The sequence below is a fragment of the Methanobacterium bryantii genome, from assembly GCF_002287175.1.
Classification (GTDB): Archaea; Methanobacteriota; Methanobacteria; order Methanobacteriales; family Methanobacteriaceae; genus Methanobacterium_D; species Methanobacterium_D bryantii.
On sequence record NZ_LMVM01000004.1, the window covers coordinates 1 to 16597 of the forward strand.

15 protein-coding genes are annotated in these 16597 nt (G+C 29.7%); 8 read left to right on the plus strand and 7 right to left on the minus strand.

The features are described 5' to 3' along the window. Window positions 1–1448: 1448 nt before the first annotated feature. The 7 genes from ASJ80_RS16890 (at window position 1449) to ASJ80_RS04355 (ending at window position 9301) form a co-directional block, all read left to right on the plus strand. Entirely contained in the window at window positions 1449–1598 is a 150-nt protein-coding gene (locus ASJ80_RS16890; RefSeq protein ID WP_176720341.1) for a hypothetical protein, read from the plus strand. A gap of 182 nt (window positions 1599–1780) precedes the next feature. After that, window positions 1781–2665, plus strand: coding sequence for a DUF5655 domain-containing protein (locus ASJ80_RS04330; RefSeq protein WP_218105081.1), 885 nt, complete (start codon window positions 1781–1783; stop codon window positions 2663–2665). A gap of 47 nt (window positions 2666–2712) precedes the next feature. Beyond that, complete coding sequence (locus ASJ80_RS04335) at window positions 2713–5412, plus strand: type I restriction endonuclease subunit R (RefSeq protein WP_069585750.1); 2700 nt, start codon at window positions 2713–2715, stop codon at window positions 5410–5412. A gap of 15 nt (window positions 5413–5427) precedes the next feature. Further along, window positions 5428–6972: a type I restriction-modification system subunit M gene (locus ASJ80_RS04340; RefSeq protein WP_069585751.1), complete on the plus strand. Its 1545-nt coding sequence runs from the start codon at window positions 5428–5430 to the stop codon at window positions 6970–6972. A 9-nt stretch (window positions 6973–6981) separates the two neighbouring features. Next, entirely contained in the window at window positions 6982–8289 is a 1308-nt protein-coding gene (locus ASJ80_RS04345) for a restriction endonuclease subunit S (protein ID WP_069585752.1), read from the plus strand. A 128-nt stretch (window positions 8290–8417) separates the two neighbouring features. After that, a complete protein-coding gene (locus tag ASJ80_RS04350) occupies window positions 8418–8828 on the plus strand; it encodes a TIR domain-containing protein (RefSeq protein ID WP_069585753.1) in 411 nt (136 codons plus the stop codon). Then, window positions 8825–9301: a RipA family octameric membrane protein gene (locus ASJ80_RS04355; protein ID WP_069585754.1), complete on the plus strand. Its 477-nt coding sequence runs from the start codon at window positions 8825–8827 to the stop codon at window positions 9299–9301. The genes ASJ80_RS04350 and ASJ80_RS04355 overlap by 4 nt, the downstream gene beginning before the upstream one ends. A gap of 265 nt (window positions 9302–9566) precedes the next feature. On the opposite strand, the gene ASJ80_RS04360 is transcribed toward ASJ80_RS04355, so the two are convergent. The 7 genes from ASJ80_RS04360 to ASJ80_RS04390 all read right to left on the minus strand — a co-directional run bounded on the left by ASJ80_RS04360 (window position 9567) and on the right by ASJ80_RS04390 (window position 15168). Beyond that, a complete protein-coding gene (locus tag ASJ80_RS04360) occupies window positions 9567–10832 on the minus strand; it encodes a CARDB domain-containing protein (RefSeq protein ID WP_069585755.1) in 1266 nt (421 codons plus the stop codon). After that, window positions 10833–11816 carry a metal-dependent hydrolase gene (locus tag ASJ80_RS04365; protein WP_069585756.1) on the minus strand — a complete coding sequence of 328 codons (984 nt, stop codon included), beginning with the start codon at window positions 11814–11816 and terminating at the stop codon, window positions 10833–10835. A 9-nt stretch (window positions 11817–11825) separates the two neighbouring features. Continuing rightward, a complete protein-coding gene (locus ASJ80_RS04370; protein ID WP_069585757.1) occupies window positions 11826–12455 on the minus strand; it encodes a hypothetical protein in 630 nt (209 codons plus the stop codon). After that, window positions 12455–12883 carry a Holliday junction resolvase Hjc gene (gene hjc / locus ASJ80_RS04375; protein WP_069585758.1) on the minus strand — a complete coding sequence of 143 codons (429 nt, stop codon included), beginning with the start codon at window positions 12881–12883 and terminating at the stop codon, window positions 12455–12457. The genes ASJ80_RS04370 and hjc overlap by 1 nt, the downstream gene beginning before the upstream one ends. Window positions 12884–12892: 9 nt before the next feature. Then, the gene (locus ASJ80_RS04380; RefSeq protein ID WP_069585759.1) at window positions 12893–13390 is read right to left on the minus strand and encodes a hypothetical protein; all 498 of its coding nucleotides are present in this window, start codon (window positions 13388–13390) and stop codon (window positions 12893–12895) included. A gap of 132 nt (window positions 13391–13522) precedes the next feature. After that, entirely contained in the window at window positions 13523–14251 is a 729-nt protein-coding gene (locus ASJ80_RS04385) for a hypothetical protein (protein WP_069585760.1), read from the minus strand. 92 nt (window positions 14252–14343) lie between these two features. Then, window positions 14344–15168, minus strand: coding sequence for an outer membrane protein assembly factor BamB family protein (locus tag ASJ80_RS04390; RefSeq protein ID WP_338036861.1), 825 nt, complete (start codon window positions 15166–15168; stop codon window positions 14344–14346). Between the two features lie 368 nt (window positions 15169–15536). On the opposite strand from ASJ80_RS04390, the gene rbr reads away from it, so the two are divergent. Next, the gene (gene rbr, locus ASJ80_RS04395; RefSeq protein WP_069585762.1) at window positions 15537–16118 is read left to right on the plus strand and encodes a rubrerythrin; all 582 of its coding nucleotides are present in this window, start codon (window positions 15537–15539) and stop codon (window positions 16116–16118) included. The last annotated feature ends 479 nt before the right edge of the window (window positions 16119–16597 follow it).

Genomic DNA, 16597 nt, shown 5'->3' on the forward strand with positions numbered 1-16597 from the left:
GACTATTAGTAATGTTTTTACTAAAAAAGTCTTAAAAAAGTTAAATTAGCATTAATTCTTTGAAAATGGTAGTAATATGGCCATTTGCAGATTTTTAGAATTAATTACATGTGCAAATAAGTATTTTAAAATATGAGTAAAGATAAAACAATCGGTTTTAATCTTATTTTTTTAGTACCGCAAAATATGATAAATATTAAATATAATAATAGAATCGAAGGGCGAAATATCGTCTCAGATATTCATAATTTACCCTTTTTAAATTAAAATTCGCCCTTCAATTAGGTTAATTATGGTTTAATAAATATAAACTAATTTAATTCTATGTAAATGAGATGGCTGGACATTAAATATGTAATGTCCAGTAATGAAATATTAATGGGTAATTTAATACTGATTTTTGACTTATTTATAATTTCATTTTAGTGAATTTGTTCTAGAGTGTACAATCGTAAATGATGAATGTAAAGATATGTGAAAATGTGAGATTTAATATCAAATTTAATGAGAAAATTATTATATGGTTGTTCCTAATTACGCATGCAATTCATGAGGTCCCCTCATTCACGGGGGGTGTTTGTGACAGTATATGATAAAATCGATGATAATTCAAGTCCAAAAGAAGGCTCAGAACTGGTTCTTTCAGTAGTGTTAGAAATAAATATGTGCAGATAGAAAAATGATAGCCATACAATAAATGGATTTTATTGTATTTATTTTAATGAAGCCTGTGATGAATTTAATAACGTGTCCTAATTTGAATAATTATTTAGATAAAATATTGATGATTAAATTAAAATTGAATTGATTTTATCCAAAATATTTTCAAAATTTGTGGACATATTGAGATTACTTGGTTAAGCCTACAACGAATTCTTTTAGTGTGTCCTAAAAAATAGGGTACTTAAAATTGCGGGATTTTATAAAGGATAAATTAATGAGTTTCATAGGTGATTTTAAAGATTAAATTCTAATTTTGATGTTGAAATTTAAGGGATTTATTTTAAATTGTAAATGCTATGAAATTTGAGTTTTAATTTAACTTTTCCATCGGTAAATGCAGAACCATCGAGAAATGAGGAACTTTCATCAAGCATAAGGGTATCTACGAAAAATAAAAAATTTTTCTACAATACCCTTATTGCAGATGAAGTTCAGAAAAAACAGGCGATGGGTCTGCGAAACTATACCGATGGGAAAGAATTTTTTTATCAAATTTCGGATCTCAAAACAATTCAACTATTGAAATCTATTTTTAATAAAAATCATTTAATTCTTAAAAAATGCTCTTTGAAGCGATGGGTCGCTATACTGTCCGATGGGAATGAACAAATGATTAAAATTAATATATAAAGCTTTTTATTTGATTTAAAGTCGTTATATTTATATATAATGTTAATAATAGATATATTCAGAGTTATAATAACTCTGGTAAAGTTGGTGTTAAAATGGAACTATGGAAAGAATTAGTAAAACTGGCAGAATCTGAAGAAGATAGATATGAAGAAATAAGTGGTATATTAATGACTACAGATCAAATGCAAAGAGATCTATTGAATTATGATCTTTTAGAGTACATATCCAATAAAAGTAAATAAAAATATTATTTTTTTTATTTTTTATTAGTTGAAACAAATGGAAATTATATTCTAAGGTAAAATAATATTTATGTATATTTTATTATTAAAATTACGATTCATCCAAGCTAAAAAAGAAAATTATTTTATATACATTAACTGAATTTAGTAACATGCCATTATTCTCGCTTAATAACCATAAATTGGATAGAATAAACAAAGTTGATTTTAAATTAGAAAAAGATATACAAAAACTCACAGAAGAGAATTTAAACGAGATTTTTGGTTTAGAATTAGTGAGAACTGAATTCCAATTAAATAATTTAAGGGTAGATACCCTCGCTTTTGATAGTGAAACTAATTCTTTTGTAATTATTGAATATAAAAGAGAAAAGAACTTCAGCGTAATAGATCAAGGTTATGCTTATCTTGCTTTGCTTTTAAATAATAAAGCTGACTTTATTTTAGAATATAACGAGCGAAGAGAAAAGTTTTTAAGAAGAGAAGACATTGACTGGTCACAATCAAGAGTTATTTTTGTTTCACCTCAATTCACAAGATATCAGCAACAGGCAATCGAATTTAAAGATCTACCTATTGAATTATGGGAAATAAGTAAATATACAAATGAAACTATTCTTTTTAATCAATTAAAATCTCCAGATACAAGTGAATCCATAAATACAGTTAGTTCAAAGAGTAAAGCTGTTCAAAAAGTTAGTACCGAAGTGAAAAAATATAGTGAAGAAGACCATTTAGATATCACTTCTGAGGAATTAAAAGAATTATATTTGCAATTAAAAGAAAGAATTCTTGAGTTAGGAGATAACATTGAAATTAAGCCTTTAAAAATTTATATTGCATTTAAATCAACTAGAAATTTTGTTGATATTGAATTTATGAAAAATACAATGAAATTATGGCTTAATTTAAAAAAAGGAACTTTAGATGATCCAAAATATATGGCAAAAGATGTTTCAAGCACAGGGCATCATGGTAACGGGGATTATGAGATTACATTAACCCCTAATGATGATTTAGATTATTTAATGACTTTAATAAAGCAATCTTACAAAAGAAACTCATAATTTATGAAATTCATTTTTTTATTTTGAAGATTAAAAGGGGATAAATAATGGCTACACAAAGTGAAGTGGCTCTGGAAGAATCTTTGATCAAAAAACTCGCTGATGGTGGATATCAGCGTGTTAAAATTGATGATGTAACTGATCTTAAGAGAAATTTTAAAAGTCAACTGGAAAAATTCAATAAGATTACCTTGGAAGAAAGTGAATTTAATCAGATTTTAACCTTTTTAGATGGAGGAACTGTATTTGATAAAGCTAAAAAGCTTAGAGATAGATACGCTCTCAAAAGGGAAGGTGAACCTGTTAAATATATCCAATTTTTAAATAAAAAGGATTGGTGTAAGAATATTTTCCAAGTAACTAATCAAATTACAATGGAAGGGAAATATAAAAACCGATATGATGTAACCATTTTAATTAATGGTCTTCCTTTAGTTCAGATAGAACTCAAAAAAAGAGGTATTGAATTAAAAAAGGCTTTTAACCAGATTAATAGATATCAGTATCATTCATTTAGTGGACTTTTTCAATATGTTCAAATATTTGTTATAAGTAATGGTGTAAACACTCGTTACTATGCTAATAATAGAAATTTAAGCTTCAAGTATTCATTTTACTGGAAGGATAAAGATAATCGGAATATTTCTAATCTGGATGAATTTGCAGATACTTTCTTAGAGAAATGCCATCTCTCTAAAATGATTTCTAAATATATTGTTCTTAATGAAACAGAAAAAGCACTGATGGTTTTAAGGGCTTACCAGTATTATGCTGTGGAGGCAATATTAGATAAGGCTTTAAATACTAAACAGAACGGTTATGTATGGCATACCACTGGAAGTGGTAAAACTCTGACTTCTTTTAAAGTCAGCCAGTTGCTTTCTGAAAATGAAAATATTGATAAAATTATCTTTGTAGTGGATAGAAAGGATCTTGATTATCAGACAACAAAAGAGTTTAACAGTTTTTGCAATGATTCAGTTGATGGAACAGATAACACCCGTTCACTGGTAAAGCAGCTTTTAGGACCTAATAAACTAATAATTACCACTATCCAAAAACTTACAAAAGCCATTGTTAAACATGAAAAACATTTAGACAATGTAAAAGATAAAAAAGTTATTTTAATGTTTGATGAGTGCCATCGAAGCCAGTTTGGAGATATGCATAAAAAAATAACCGGGTTTTTTACTAATTTGCAGTTTTTTGGATTTACAGGAACTCCAATCTTTGCGGTGAATGCCAATAAAAATAGAACCACACGTGACATATTTGGGGATAAATTACATACGTATGTTATTAAAGATGCTATCAGAGACCAGAATGTTCTTGGATTTTGTGTGGAATACCTGAATACTATTAAAAGCAATGTCAAAATCGACATTGAAGTTGAAGACATCGACAGAAAAGAAGTAATGGATGCTGATGTCCGAATTGAAAAAATAGTTGATTTTATCATTGCTAATCATAAAAGAAAAACATATAATAAAGAATTCAATGCTATTTTGGCTGTTAGTTCTGTAAATGTACTCAAAAAATATTATGATACTTTTAAAAACAAGGAGCATGACCTGAAAATTGCCACTATCTTTTCTTATGATGATAATGAAGAAATTCAGGGAGATAAGCACTCTAGAGATAAATTAGATGAGTACATTGCTGATTACAATGAAATATTTGGAACCAACTTTTCCACAAATACTTTCAGCCAGTACTATGTGGATGTTTCCAAAAGAGCTAAAGACAAGCAAATTGACATATTAATAGTTGTTAACATGTTTTTAACAGGTTTTGATAATAAATTCCTTAACACTCTTTACGTGGATAAAAACTTGAAGTACCACAGCCTTATACAGGCATTTTCCAGAACTAACCGTTTGTTAAATGAGAAAAAGAAGCATGGAAATATTGTATGTTTCAGAAACCTTAAAAAGTTCACGGATAAAGCTATCCAGCTTTATTCCGATGAAGATGCCGCAGAAATTGTTTTAATGAAACCTTATGCTGTATATGTTGAAGAATTCAACAAGATTTTAGTAGAATTATTTGAATTAACTTCAGATGTTTATGACGTGGATAACCTTCCTTCTGAAGTAGAACTGAAACAATTTGTACAAATTTTCAGAGCACTACTGCGAATAATCACAAGGCTTTATATTTTTACAGAATTTACCTTTGATGATTTAGATATTAATGAACAGGACTTTGAAGACTTCAAGAGCAAATATTTAGACTTATACATTGAATCTAACTCTACTGAAAAAGTTTCTATATTAGATGACGTTGATTTTGAAATAGAACTCATACGACGAGACGACATCAATGTAGCCTATATTTTAACTCTTTTAAAAGAACTGGATTATAATAGCCCTTCCTTTGATAAGGATAAGAAATTCATTTTAGATACTATGGAAAAATCGCATGAGCTTCGAAGTAAAATGGAACTCATTGAACGGTTTATAAATGAAAATATTCCTGAAATTTGTAATAGAGAAACTATAGAATCTGAATTTGAAGATTTCATTGAAAAAGAAAAAAAACAGGCCATTAATGATTTGATCGAAGATGAAAAATTAAAAGAAGATATTACAAAAGGTATAATAGCAGAATATGAGTTTTCAGGTAAAATGAGAAATGACCTCATTAAAAATTCATTTACTGAAAAGATGGGGTTAATAGAGAAGCGATCTAAATTAAAATTAATTAAAGAACATATCATTAATTTAGTGGATAAATTCAGCTGGTAGACAGGGAGTGAAATTTTGTCAGACTATCAAAACAAACTAGAAAGCAAACTATGGGCCATTGCAGATGAATTAAGGGGCAATATGGACGCCAACGAATTCAAAAATTACATTTTAGGTTTTATTTTTTACAAATACTTATCTGAAAAGATAGAACTTTACTTAAACAAAGAACTGGAAGCAGACGGGTTAACTTTTAACGAAGCATTTGAAAATGAAGATTTCAAAGCCGAAGTAGAAGCTGAAGCCCTTGAAAATTTAGGTTATTTCTTAGAACCAAAATGCTTGTTCCAAAATTTAGTAGTTGGAGCTAAAAATGGTGATTTTATTATTGAAAACCTTGGAAAAGCATTGAATAAGATAGGTGATTCTGCAACAGGGCAGGAGAGTGAAGAAGACTTTGTTAATCTCTTTGAAGATGTTGATTTGCAATCATCTAAGCTTGGAAAAAGTGAAGACGATAAAAATAAGTTGATATCTAAAATTTTATTACATTTATCAGAAATTGATTTTAAACTTGAAGATAAAGAAAAAGATATTCTTGGAGATGCCTATGAATATTTAATCAGTAAATTTGCTTCAAGTGCAGGTAAAAAGGCGGGAGAATTTTATACTCCTCAGCAAGTCTCAAAAATACTTGCAAAAATCGTAACCATGGGCAAAAAACAGCTTAAATCAGTTTACGACCCTACTTGCGGTTCAGGTTCACTGCTTTTGAGGGTTTCCAAAGAAGCTGAAATATCAGATTTTTATGGTCAGGAACTAAATCAGACCACATACAACCTTGCACGGATGAATATGATTCTTCATGATATTAAATTTGAAGATTTTGACATTCAACAAGGTGATTCACTTGAAAATCCACAACATATAGAAAAAAGACCTTTTGAAGCAGTAGTAGCCAATCCTCCATTCTCTGCCAAATGGTCAGCAGCTAAATATTTCCTTGATGACGAACGTTTCAACGCCTATGGTAAATTAGCACCTAAATCCAAAGCGGATTTTGCATTTGTCCAACATATGATCTATCATCTGGATGAAAATGGAACAATGGCTGTTGTTCTACCTCATGGAGTATTATTTAGAGGTGCTGCTGAAGGTGTAATTAGAAAGTATCTTGTTGAAGATAAGAACTATCTAGATGCTGTGATTGGTTTACCTGCAAATATATTTTATGGAACCACTATTCCTACTGTAATCCTTGTTTTCAAGAAGTGCAGAGAAGATGATGTAGATATACTGTTTATCGATGCTTCCAAATACTTTGAAAAGGCTAAAAACCAGAATATGCTCAAAGATGAAGATGTTGAGAGAATAGTAAATACATATAAGAATAGGAAAGAGATTGAAAAGTTTTCTCATTTGGCTTCAAAGGATGAAATTAGAGAGAATGATTATAATTTAAATATCCCTCGATATGTGGATACTTTTGAGGAAGAAGAAACAGTTGAGCTTGATGCAGTAATTAAAGAACTTGAAAGCCTTGAAACAGAAATCAAATCTATAGATCAGGAAATCAAAAAATACTGTGATGAATTGGGCATTGATGCTCCAATATTATGAGGTGAGTGGATGAACGTGCCCAAATTGAGGTTTCCAGAATTTAATGGAGAATGGAAAGTTTATAAAGTAGATAATTTATTTACCCATGTAAGAAATGGCTTTGTTGGAACAGCAACCCCATATTATGTTAAAGAAGGTATACCTTATTTACAAAGTAACAATATTAGAAGAAATAGAATTGATAAAAGAAAATTAGTTTATGTAACTAATGAGTTTCATGAAAAAAATAAGAAATCCATTTTAAAAAAAGAGGATATTTTAATGGTTCAATCGGGTCATGCTGGTGAATGTGCTGTTGTTCCCGAAGAGTTTGAAGGTGCAAATTGTCATGCATTAATAGTTATGTCACCAACTAATCAGATCAATTCTCATTTTTGTGCATATTATATTAATTCAAGTATAGGAAAACGCCAAATCCATAAATTAATCACAGGTAATACTATTCAACATATATTAGCATCTGAATTAAAAAAATTCAAAATAATAATCCCCACAATAACAGAACAAGAAAAAATAGCTTCATTTCTGTTAAAAATAGATGAAAAAATTGAAAAATTAGATAAAAAAGAGCAACTATGGCAAATTTATAGAAAAGTGATGATACAACAACTTTTTAGTCGTAAATTAAGGTTTAAAGACGAAACGGGAAATGACTATCCAAATTGGGAAGAAAAAGTGCTAAAAGATACAGCTATTTTCACAAGAGGGCCTTTTGGAGGATCGCTAAAGAAATCCATGTTTGTTAATTCAGGTTATAAAGTATACGAACAAAAAAATGCAATTCAAAATTCTTTAAATGTAGGTAATTATTACATTTCTGAAGAAAAATATAAAGAAATGATTAGATTCAGTGTTAGTAAAGGAGATTTATTAGTAAGTTGTTCAGGAACTATAGGTAAAATCTTAATTATCCCTGAAAAATATCCAGAAGGCATAATTAATCAAGCACTATTAAAAATAAGAGTGAATTCGGATATAAATAACTTATTTTTAAAAGAATTGTTGCAAAATAGTGAAATAACTAGACATATCTTTGGTGGAAGAGGAGCAGCAATAAAAAATGTTGTTAGTGTCAAAGAGTTGAAAGAAATAAAGATTTCATTACCTTCATTAGAAGAACAAACAAAAATAGCAAATTTTCTCTTAGCAATCGATAAAAAGATAAAACAAATAAACAAAAAACTTGAATTCAACAAGGAATTCAAAAAAGGACTATTACGACAAATGTTCCCATTTGATAAAAAATCAGAAGATATAAAAACTAAAGATTTCTCTAAACTACTGGATAAACATGGTGAACAATCTGATGTCATTTAATAGATAGCTTCCTTTAATTAAAATACAATACCAATTTAATAAAGGATTAAATAAGTGTATTCCACAGGTGATTTGTTAATAAATAAATTTATTAATTAATAATTTAAATTAGTCAATGGAGGTTAATTATGCCAAGTCTTAAAACATATAGAATATTTATAAGCCATGCATGGCAATACAGCTCGGGATATAATAGAATTGTTAGAATGTTGAATGATGCAAGTAACTTTGACTGGAGAAACTATAGTGTTCCAGAGCATGATCCAAAACATGCTGATGATGATGATGAGCTTGAGAAAGCACTTAAAAATCAAATGAGTCCAACACATATTGTTTTAGTTTTAGCAGGGATGTATGTAAACCACAGAAAATGGATTCAAAAGGAAATAGATATTGCACAAGATTATGGCAAACCTATTGTGGGTATCAAACCATGGGGTAATGAAAGAACCCCTGCTGCGGTAAAAGATGCTGCTGATGAGATGGTAAATTGGCAATCTAGTTCCATAATCTCCGCAATCAGGAGAAATTCATTATGAATAAAAAAGATCATGGGAATGATTCCCATGAAAATCTTTTTGAACAATATAAATTATATGTCGAAATGTCCAATGATGTTAGTAAAAGAAGGCATCAAACAAATAGTTTTTATATATCACTTTCATCAGCGTTAATTGCTTTGTTCTCCTTAATAACAGTTAAATTAGGTTCAATTAATCTGGAGTTTATTTCACTATTGCCTATTTTTGGATTATTAACATGTTTCATATGGTTCACCCATATTAAATCATATAAAAAACTTAATTCTGCTAAATTTAAGGTTATTAATGAAATAGAAAAAGATCTTCCTTATCAGGGCTTCAGTAAAGAGTGGGAAATCTTAAAAAATGAATCTTATAAAGGATTAACAGATATTGAAAAATGTGTGCCTCTTTTTATAGGAATTCTTTATATTATACTTCTATTGTACTTAAATAGGGCTAATATTCATATATTACTTTCTCTAATTTGATAAAAAAGTTTTTTCGTAGGTGTATACCTACTGTTTAGAGAATAAAGAATTTTATAAAAATAGTGAAGTTGCATGAAAATACATCCATTATTAACTTTAAAGTGATTTTAAATATTTTAAAAAAGAATGGTAAAGTTGGTGCAACTATGGAAAATTGCACCAAACATAATTATAAAAAGCAAATTATTTAAATTTTTTGACTAAATAAGGCTTGAAAACAAGTCTTAATCTTCTTTTAAAATAATTGAAAAAATGATAAATTAAATTAAGAATTAGATTGCCAAGTCCATGAATTAAAACCTAAACTTTTAAAATTATTAAATCCTTGTAAATTTGTGCCATTAATTTCAAATCCAATATAGCTAACATCTCGCATTCTATGATTAATTCCATAACAACCATTAGACACGACAGTTGCAGGAAGCTTATTATCTCCAAAAAGGGAGGTAACTTTACTAACAGAACCCAAAGGAGTTATAAACCATCCTGCAGTATACAAGCCCCTATTATCACCTTTAACTATAATAGAAACAACATTGTCATGATGAACCTTGTAATTAAATGAAGTTCCATAATAAGATGCATTTTTTAAAGTAGTTCCTGTATAAATTTCTTGAATATTTCTAGTTTTGCCAGCTGCTATATTCGAATAAATCCATTTTTCTTTATATGGTTCCCATTTTTCTTGGATGACTTGGATTGGTTCTTTAAAAACATTTTTAGACTCTAAATTATCCCCAACAACCTTTATTTCTATGTAATTAAGGGTTCCAAAATATGAATCAACTTTATAAGTACATGAAGTGTCGTTCCATGATGTAGGGCTGCTAGATTTAAATTGATCTCCTGAAGCGGTCATAGTAACATTATTATGAAGGTAACCAGGAATAGGAACGGTTATATTAAGAATTTCAATATCATGTTCTCCAAAATTAATTTTACAATCAAGACTAGTAATCCCTGTTTTGCCAGATAAGGGGCTAGTATAATTGTTAGTTGTACCATTCCATGTAATAGGTGATTCTGAGACTTGATATATTTCGGTGACGTTTTTGGTGGAATTTTTTAGCATTAATTCTTGTAATCCAAATTTACGAATATTATTTTTATATGAAACCTCTTTAAATGTATTTAAAGGATTTATAATTGCATAACCTTCTTTAAAACTTCCATCAGTTCCAGCATTCATAGAAAAACTAATTCTTTTAGTTTGACCGGGGTTCATAGCAGGCACTTTAATATATTTAGCAAGTGTCTTGTTGTCAAATGTCTTAATGTAAAAATTCAAGGTAGTGTTTTGGGAAGCACCTGTCCCCCAGTTATAGACTGTTACTGTATATCCTGGAACTAATTTGTGGTACTGATAGGGGAAACCATTTTTGTCTAAACCTGATGACCAAACATCGTAATGTGAAACCCTCGTAATGGTTAGATCAGGTATATAAGAAGCATTAGAACATGGAATAGTAAAAAAGGAAGTTAATAGTAATGTACTTATTAAAAAACTTATGGCAATTTTATAATTTGACATTTATATGCCTCCATGATTCAATAGAAAAGTTTCTACTATGTAACTGGACCAGTCATCACTATCAAAATATCCCTCATCTCCAGCATTCCCGAAGCCAAAATCATCTAAAAAGTCAATACTGCTGTTATCACTTGATGCGTTGAAGGGCGATTCTATATATTGGCCTTCTTGTAAGTTATCATAAGGCGAACCTGCACCCATATCATTAAAAAGTACATCAGTAATGATATTGGAGTTAGTATTGTCATTAGTTTGATTAGTATCGCTACTTGTGTCTTCTGTGGGATGGTTATTGATGAGCCAGTCTAACAAACCTTGATCAGAATTTGAATTAGTAGAACTATTTTGAGATGTAGAAGAACTGTTCTTTTTGGAATTACCCGATTTATAACCAGAATTATATTTAGAACCATAACTGGATTGAGGGTAAGAACTATTGGATCTTAAGTTACCTGTTGCATATCTAATTAAATTACTTAAAGTACCGTTTGTTTTGTTAGTTTTGTTTAAAGTGCCTCCAGCAGCTGCACCTAAAGCAGAGCCTAAATCATATCCACAAACAACTCCATAGGCTACAGGGGCAAAAAGCAGTATGGCCACTATGAATAATGCAATTTCTTGTTTTGAACCGGTTATAATCCTTGATTTCTCTTTTTTTGGCATAACTAATCGAGTGGCAGAGAAGGGGTATAAAAAAGGAACTCCTTTTTTGGTTACTATGTCAAAGAGTATGTGCATCATGTAACCAGATAAAAATGCTATCCCAAGCGTAGAATTAAGAAAAAATGAAAAAACTATTGGAATAAGCCAGATAACAGAATGGCCCCAACCTCTATGCTCACCAATTACACGATCCACAAGGTCAGGTAAGACAGATATCCAACCAGTGAAAAGTAGTCCTGCTATTGAGAAAGGTAAATTAAAAATCCAAACCAAAAGAGTAAAAAGTAGAATTCCTCCTGCAATATGTGTATAAAACTTCATATTAATCACCTATTTATCTATAAAAAACATCAAACTCCTAACTATGAGAATAGCCATGATAAGTGCACTCATGAAAGCTCTACTAGTAGTTAAGCCTAATTTAAATAATATAACAAATATAAATGCCCCTATAATAAAAATAAATGGTATGGTGACGTTCATTTCAGTTCCGTAGTTTTCTTTTTCTTCTTTGTTAACTAAAATGAAAGTTTTATGAAATCCATGCGCTTCTTTTTTGTAAATGCCCCAAATTGAACCTACAAAAACAATGAACTTATTTCCAGACACAGAAAGCCAAAATTGAGCAACTGATTTAGTTATGTTCTCAAAACGGTTAAAAACGATAACTAATTTATCTTTTTGAATTGTTTTTTTTAAAATTTCTTTTAATTGAACAATTGTATTTTTATTGAGCTCTGATTTTGTTTTAATGTTTTTTCTATTTTTTAATTGAGAAACTTTAATGATTATATCAATAATTTTAGTTTTTATTGGTGCCATCTCATTAATATAAACAGAATATCTATATTTTTCATTAATTCTATCAAAAAAGGGTAGAGTGTTCTTTTTCCAGATTAAAGTATTTGTGCCTTCACGTATATTGTTCAATATTCCGTTTAAAATCTCTATATTTTCCATTAAATCAGCCTTTTTTGGTATTCATCTGAAATTAGTTGATCAAATTCTATTCCTTGAAGCATGGCTGTGTTATAATCAATAGAATATGATTTTCCATGAATTTTAAGATCCATGATCTTTAAGAATCTCCAATCTTCACGATTGATAAATTTAATCGCAATAAAAGATTTAGCTTTTAACCCATTGGCGAAGCTGTTTAAGGTGCCTATTTGTTTTTTTCTAATCTTAATTAGAGTATTTAGAGTAGTTTTAACTTCCATGACAAAAATAGAATCTCCGTCTCCTGCAATTAAATCAGGGCATGAAGCTCCAGAGGCGGGAAAACGACATGCTACAAAACCATTTTCTTTAAATGATTTTACAAGCTCCTGTTCATGTTTAATGCCTTCTTTTTTCATATTACTGATTGTTATTAGTCTGGTGCTCATTGAATCACCTTAATATGGCTTGAATTTATAATGTTTAGTGCATAAAGAAGGATCAAATGTAACCCATTTATCATTTAATTTGACTAGTAATCTCCTGTGGTTATTTGATTCCTTTGTTTTAAGCTGCTGAACCTTAACAGTATAACTATTGGCTTCTAATATCATTTTTGAAAAGTCAGTCAATCCCCAACAGTCCCCATATCCAGTATCAATAACTCCTTGAGCAGTAGTTGCAGCTCCATGTTTCCAATCAAAATTATAGTAAATGTAATCTCCAAGTATTTTAAGACCATTAGCACCATTTAGATTAGTTAAATTACCACTAATGCCGGATGTTGGATCAATAATCATTTCACCAGGAGCAAGCTGATCAAATCCAGAATCATCTGAAATAATATCACAGCCTTCATCGTCTGTATTAGGAAGATTTTCATAGGCCATTACTGAACTTGTAAAAGTAATTCCAAAGATGCAAACTAGAATAATAACAATTAGTTTTTTATTCATGATAACACATCCATACAGAATAAAGGCTCTAAATATTGATAATTAACCCATAGTTCAACTAAAAGAGTCATATTCCAAACATTATATACTATTTCAAGCTTCATTTTATCCCAAAAAGAAATATTGACAGAATTACTCAAATATAGAGCCATCTCCCCCTTCATCAGTTAAACCATCATCACTATAATCTTCATCAGGATTATAACCAGTTCCAGGTTCTAAAGGATCATAATCACTTTCATGTTGCTGACCATCATCAAGATCTTCACCAGTATTATCATTATTCTCACTAGGATCGACAGTGGAATTATCATTATTACCCGTATTATTGTTGCTATCTCCTGAATCTATTTCAGAATTATTATTTTCTGTGCTATTGTCGTTATTTCCTGAATTAACATTTGAATTATCGTTATCAGTATTATTGTCATCAGCTCCAGAATTTACATCTTGATTACTGTTATTACCATTAGTGTTGTTAGTTGTTTGATTGCCCTTATTCGGTTGTACTGGAGGTTTTGGTTTTATAACCGGTTTATTAATTGGTTTAGACATCTTATTGTTCTTTGGAGCTTTTTTTAAAGAGGTTATTAAGCCTAAAGTACATTGATCATCAATATAACCTTGATTATCAGAAGCTTCATTAATTTTAGCATTCTGATTATCTGTTCCATTAGTAAGATTATTCATTTTTTCACTGTCTTTTAACACAGTGCCATTATGTACAGGTTGAGCTACCTGCAAAGTATGTGTATTTGGTTGATTTCCCATCATTACGCCATATCCAACACCACCAACAGTAACAATTGCAATAGCAAGGATAAGAACGTATTTAAAAGGGAAATTATCAGGAAATTGCATTTTTAATTCTCCTTTTAAATTTGTACAATATTTTCATTCATTCAAGTTCCCAAAAAAAGGAAAAAAATATGGGGATAAAAATTAATTATTGCTCATGAAAAGTACCTTTCGTTATTGTTCTCATTTAGTTCAGAGATTACGTAATAAGGGTCAACTGTAGCGGTTCCTTTATTGAAATCACCTGTAATAGTGACGTTTTTTGTTTCTCCAGCGTTTATTGTACCAGCAGATATATGTATAGTTCTATATGTTCCGTCGGTTTTCTGTACTACCCATTTAACTAGTACTTTGTTGGCATTGCCCAGTCCAATGTTTTCAATTTTGGCTGTTGTAGAGTTGCTTGTTTTAGTTATCGAAGAAATCCTTAAATCGGGCATCATAATAGCTTGATAAGCCTGTACACCAGAAGAAGTACCACCAATTAGATATCCTCCGAATAATATAGGTTCACTAGTTGATGTGAAATCAGTGACTGGTGTTTGAACTGTTCCATCTTCTCTGTTAAGAATTACGAGTTTAGAATTACTTGCAATGAGAACATAAGCGCCTTTAACTAGTATGTATTTAGCAACCTGTCCCGCACCTAATGGGGCAGTAGATATCCATTTAACAGCACCTGTAGTTTTATTTAACGCTTTGACATCGTTACCTTCTCCAATGAAGAGGTATTTTCCCGCTTTCATTGCAGATCCATTTGAGGAAACAATATTGGAAGTTTTCCATAGTGTTGTACCATTAGGGCCTACAGATGCCAATCCAGAAGCAGATGCAGAGAAAATATCTACTCCATCGCTGGTAATGCTGTTAGGTTGACCTACAGGAGCGTTCCATGCTTGAGTCCAAGCACTTGCAGCACCTAGTGATGCAACAAGGCAAACAATGAAAGCTATTAACAGGCTTTGTCTTTTAAGTTTCAGATTATCACCTCCGCATAATTTATAAAAGACACATAATTATAAGGAAGTCATTAAATACCTGTTATGGGACTAAAAAGTAGAATTATGGGCCCAAAAATTAAAAAATTGATTTATAGCATAGATCATATGATAATTTTCCGTTTAAAATAAAATAAAAATTTTATTATTTTCTTAAAACCATTAAATTAGTGGTATAGAACTCATTAGAAGAAGCAGAATAACAGATTACATTTATATAATTCTATTTATCTTTTTTAAGATGTAAAATTATTATATTTTTCATTTTTTCATATTATATATCAATTTAAAGTATTTTTTTATAAAAAAATTAATAAGCAGAAGTAGATACACAATATTGGTGAATTAATATGCAAAAAACGTTAGAAAATTTAGCAAAAGCTTTTATTGGTGAAAGTCAGGCAAGAAATAGGTATACAATATATGCAAAAGTTGCAAAAAAGGAAGGGTATGAACAGCTTTCTGAAATCTTTTTAAACACTGCAGAAAATGAAAGAGAGCATGCAAAATGGGCAATGAAGATGATAAACAGTTTAAAAAATGAGAATGGAGAACCAGAAGAAATTATTGTTACTGCAGATGCTCCTACAACTCTTGGAACTACAGTTGAAAACCTCAAAGCAACAATTGCTGGCGAAAATCATGAATATACTGTAATGTACCCTGAATTTGCTAACATGGCTGAAAAAGAAGGTTTAACTGATATTGCCAAAAGATTAAGGGCAATTGGTAATGTAGAAGAACACCATGAGGGAAGATTTAAAAAGATTTTGGAAAAAATAGAAGCAGGCACAGTTTTCAAAAAGGATAAAGAAGTTGAATGGGTTTGCAGAAAATGTGGTTATGTTCACGTAGGTATGAAACCACCAGAAGAATGTCCTTCTTGTGACCATCCAACTAAATATTTCCAAATATTATGTGAAGAATATTAATAAAATTTCTTTTAATTTTTTTACTTGAATATTATGGATCTTATTAATTTTAAAATTTTTATAAGAATATATCTATTCAAAATGAACAATTTTCAATTTTGCAAGTTTACATCTACACCTAATCTTTAAAAATAATAGATCATAAATTCTAAACGATGTTTAATTTTTTATAGATATATATCTTTTTTTTTGAACATTGTTTATTTTTAAGAGGCATTTTATTGTACTTTTTTGGCTGAACTTCGTTAAATTAAACTAATACGAAGTTCTCAATTATTATTTAAATCTATTATTTGTGATAGTGATAGTAGTATAATCTTTACCAAAAAAAGTTTTAATTTATAAGATTATCTATGCTGTTGGAATAGTACAACAACTGCTAGCACATACAACGCGTTTAAAGCAAGTTAATATGTCAAATAAAATAAAAAAGGTTAATGATTCCCTAAATATTAATTTAACATAATAACAGTGACTAT

Bases quoted from the DNA above. Each gene is read 5' to 3' on its own strand.
- ASJ80_RS16890 (WP_176720341.1), top strand. From the start codon at position 1,449: ATGGAACTATGGAAAGAATTAGTAAAACTGGCAGAATCTGAAGAAGAT.
- ASJ80_RS04335 (WP_069585750.1), top strand. From the start codon at position 2,713: ATGGCTACACAAAGTGAAGTGGCTCTGGAAGAATCTTTGATCAAAAAA.
- ASJ80_RS04345 (WP_069585752.1), top strand. From the start codon at position 6,982: ATGAACGTGCCCAAATTGAGGTTTCCAGAATTTAATGGAGAATGGAAA.
- ASJ80_RS04350 (WP_069585753.1), top strand. From the start codon at position 8,418: ATGCCAAGTCTTAAAACATATAGAATATTTATAAGCCATGCATGGCAA.
- ASJ80_RS04355 (WP_069585754.1), top strand. From the start codon at position 8,825: ATGAATAAAAAAGATCATGGGAATGATTCCCATGAAAATCTTTTTGAA.
- ASJ80_RS04360 (WP_069585755.1), bottom strand. From the start codon at position 10,832: ATGTCAAATTATAAAATTGCCATAAGTTTTTTAATAAGTACATTACTA.
- ASJ80_RS04365 (WP_069585756.1), bottom strand. From the start codon at position 11,816: ATGAAGTTTTATACACATATTGCAGGAGGAATTCTACTTTTTACTCTT.
- ASJ80_RS04370 (WP_069585757.1), bottom strand. From the start codon at position 12,455: ATGGAAAATATAGAGATTTTAAACGGAATATTGAACAATATACGTGAA.
- hjc (WP_069585758.1), bottom strand. From the start codon at position 12,883: ATGAGCACCAGACTAATAACAATCAGTAATATGAAAAAAGAAGGCATT.
- ASJ80_RS04380 (WP_069585759.1), bottom strand. From the start codon at position 13,390: ATGAATAAAAAACTAATTGTTATTATTCTAGTTTGCATCTTTGGAATT.
- ASJ80_RS04385 (WP_069585760.1), bottom strand. From the start codon at position 14,251: ATGCAATTTCCTGATAATTTCCCTTTTAAATACGTTCTTATCCTTGCT.
- rbr (WP_069585762.1), top strand. From the start codon at position 15,537: ATGCAAAAAACGTTAGAAAATTTAGCAAAAGCTTTTATTGGTGAAAGT.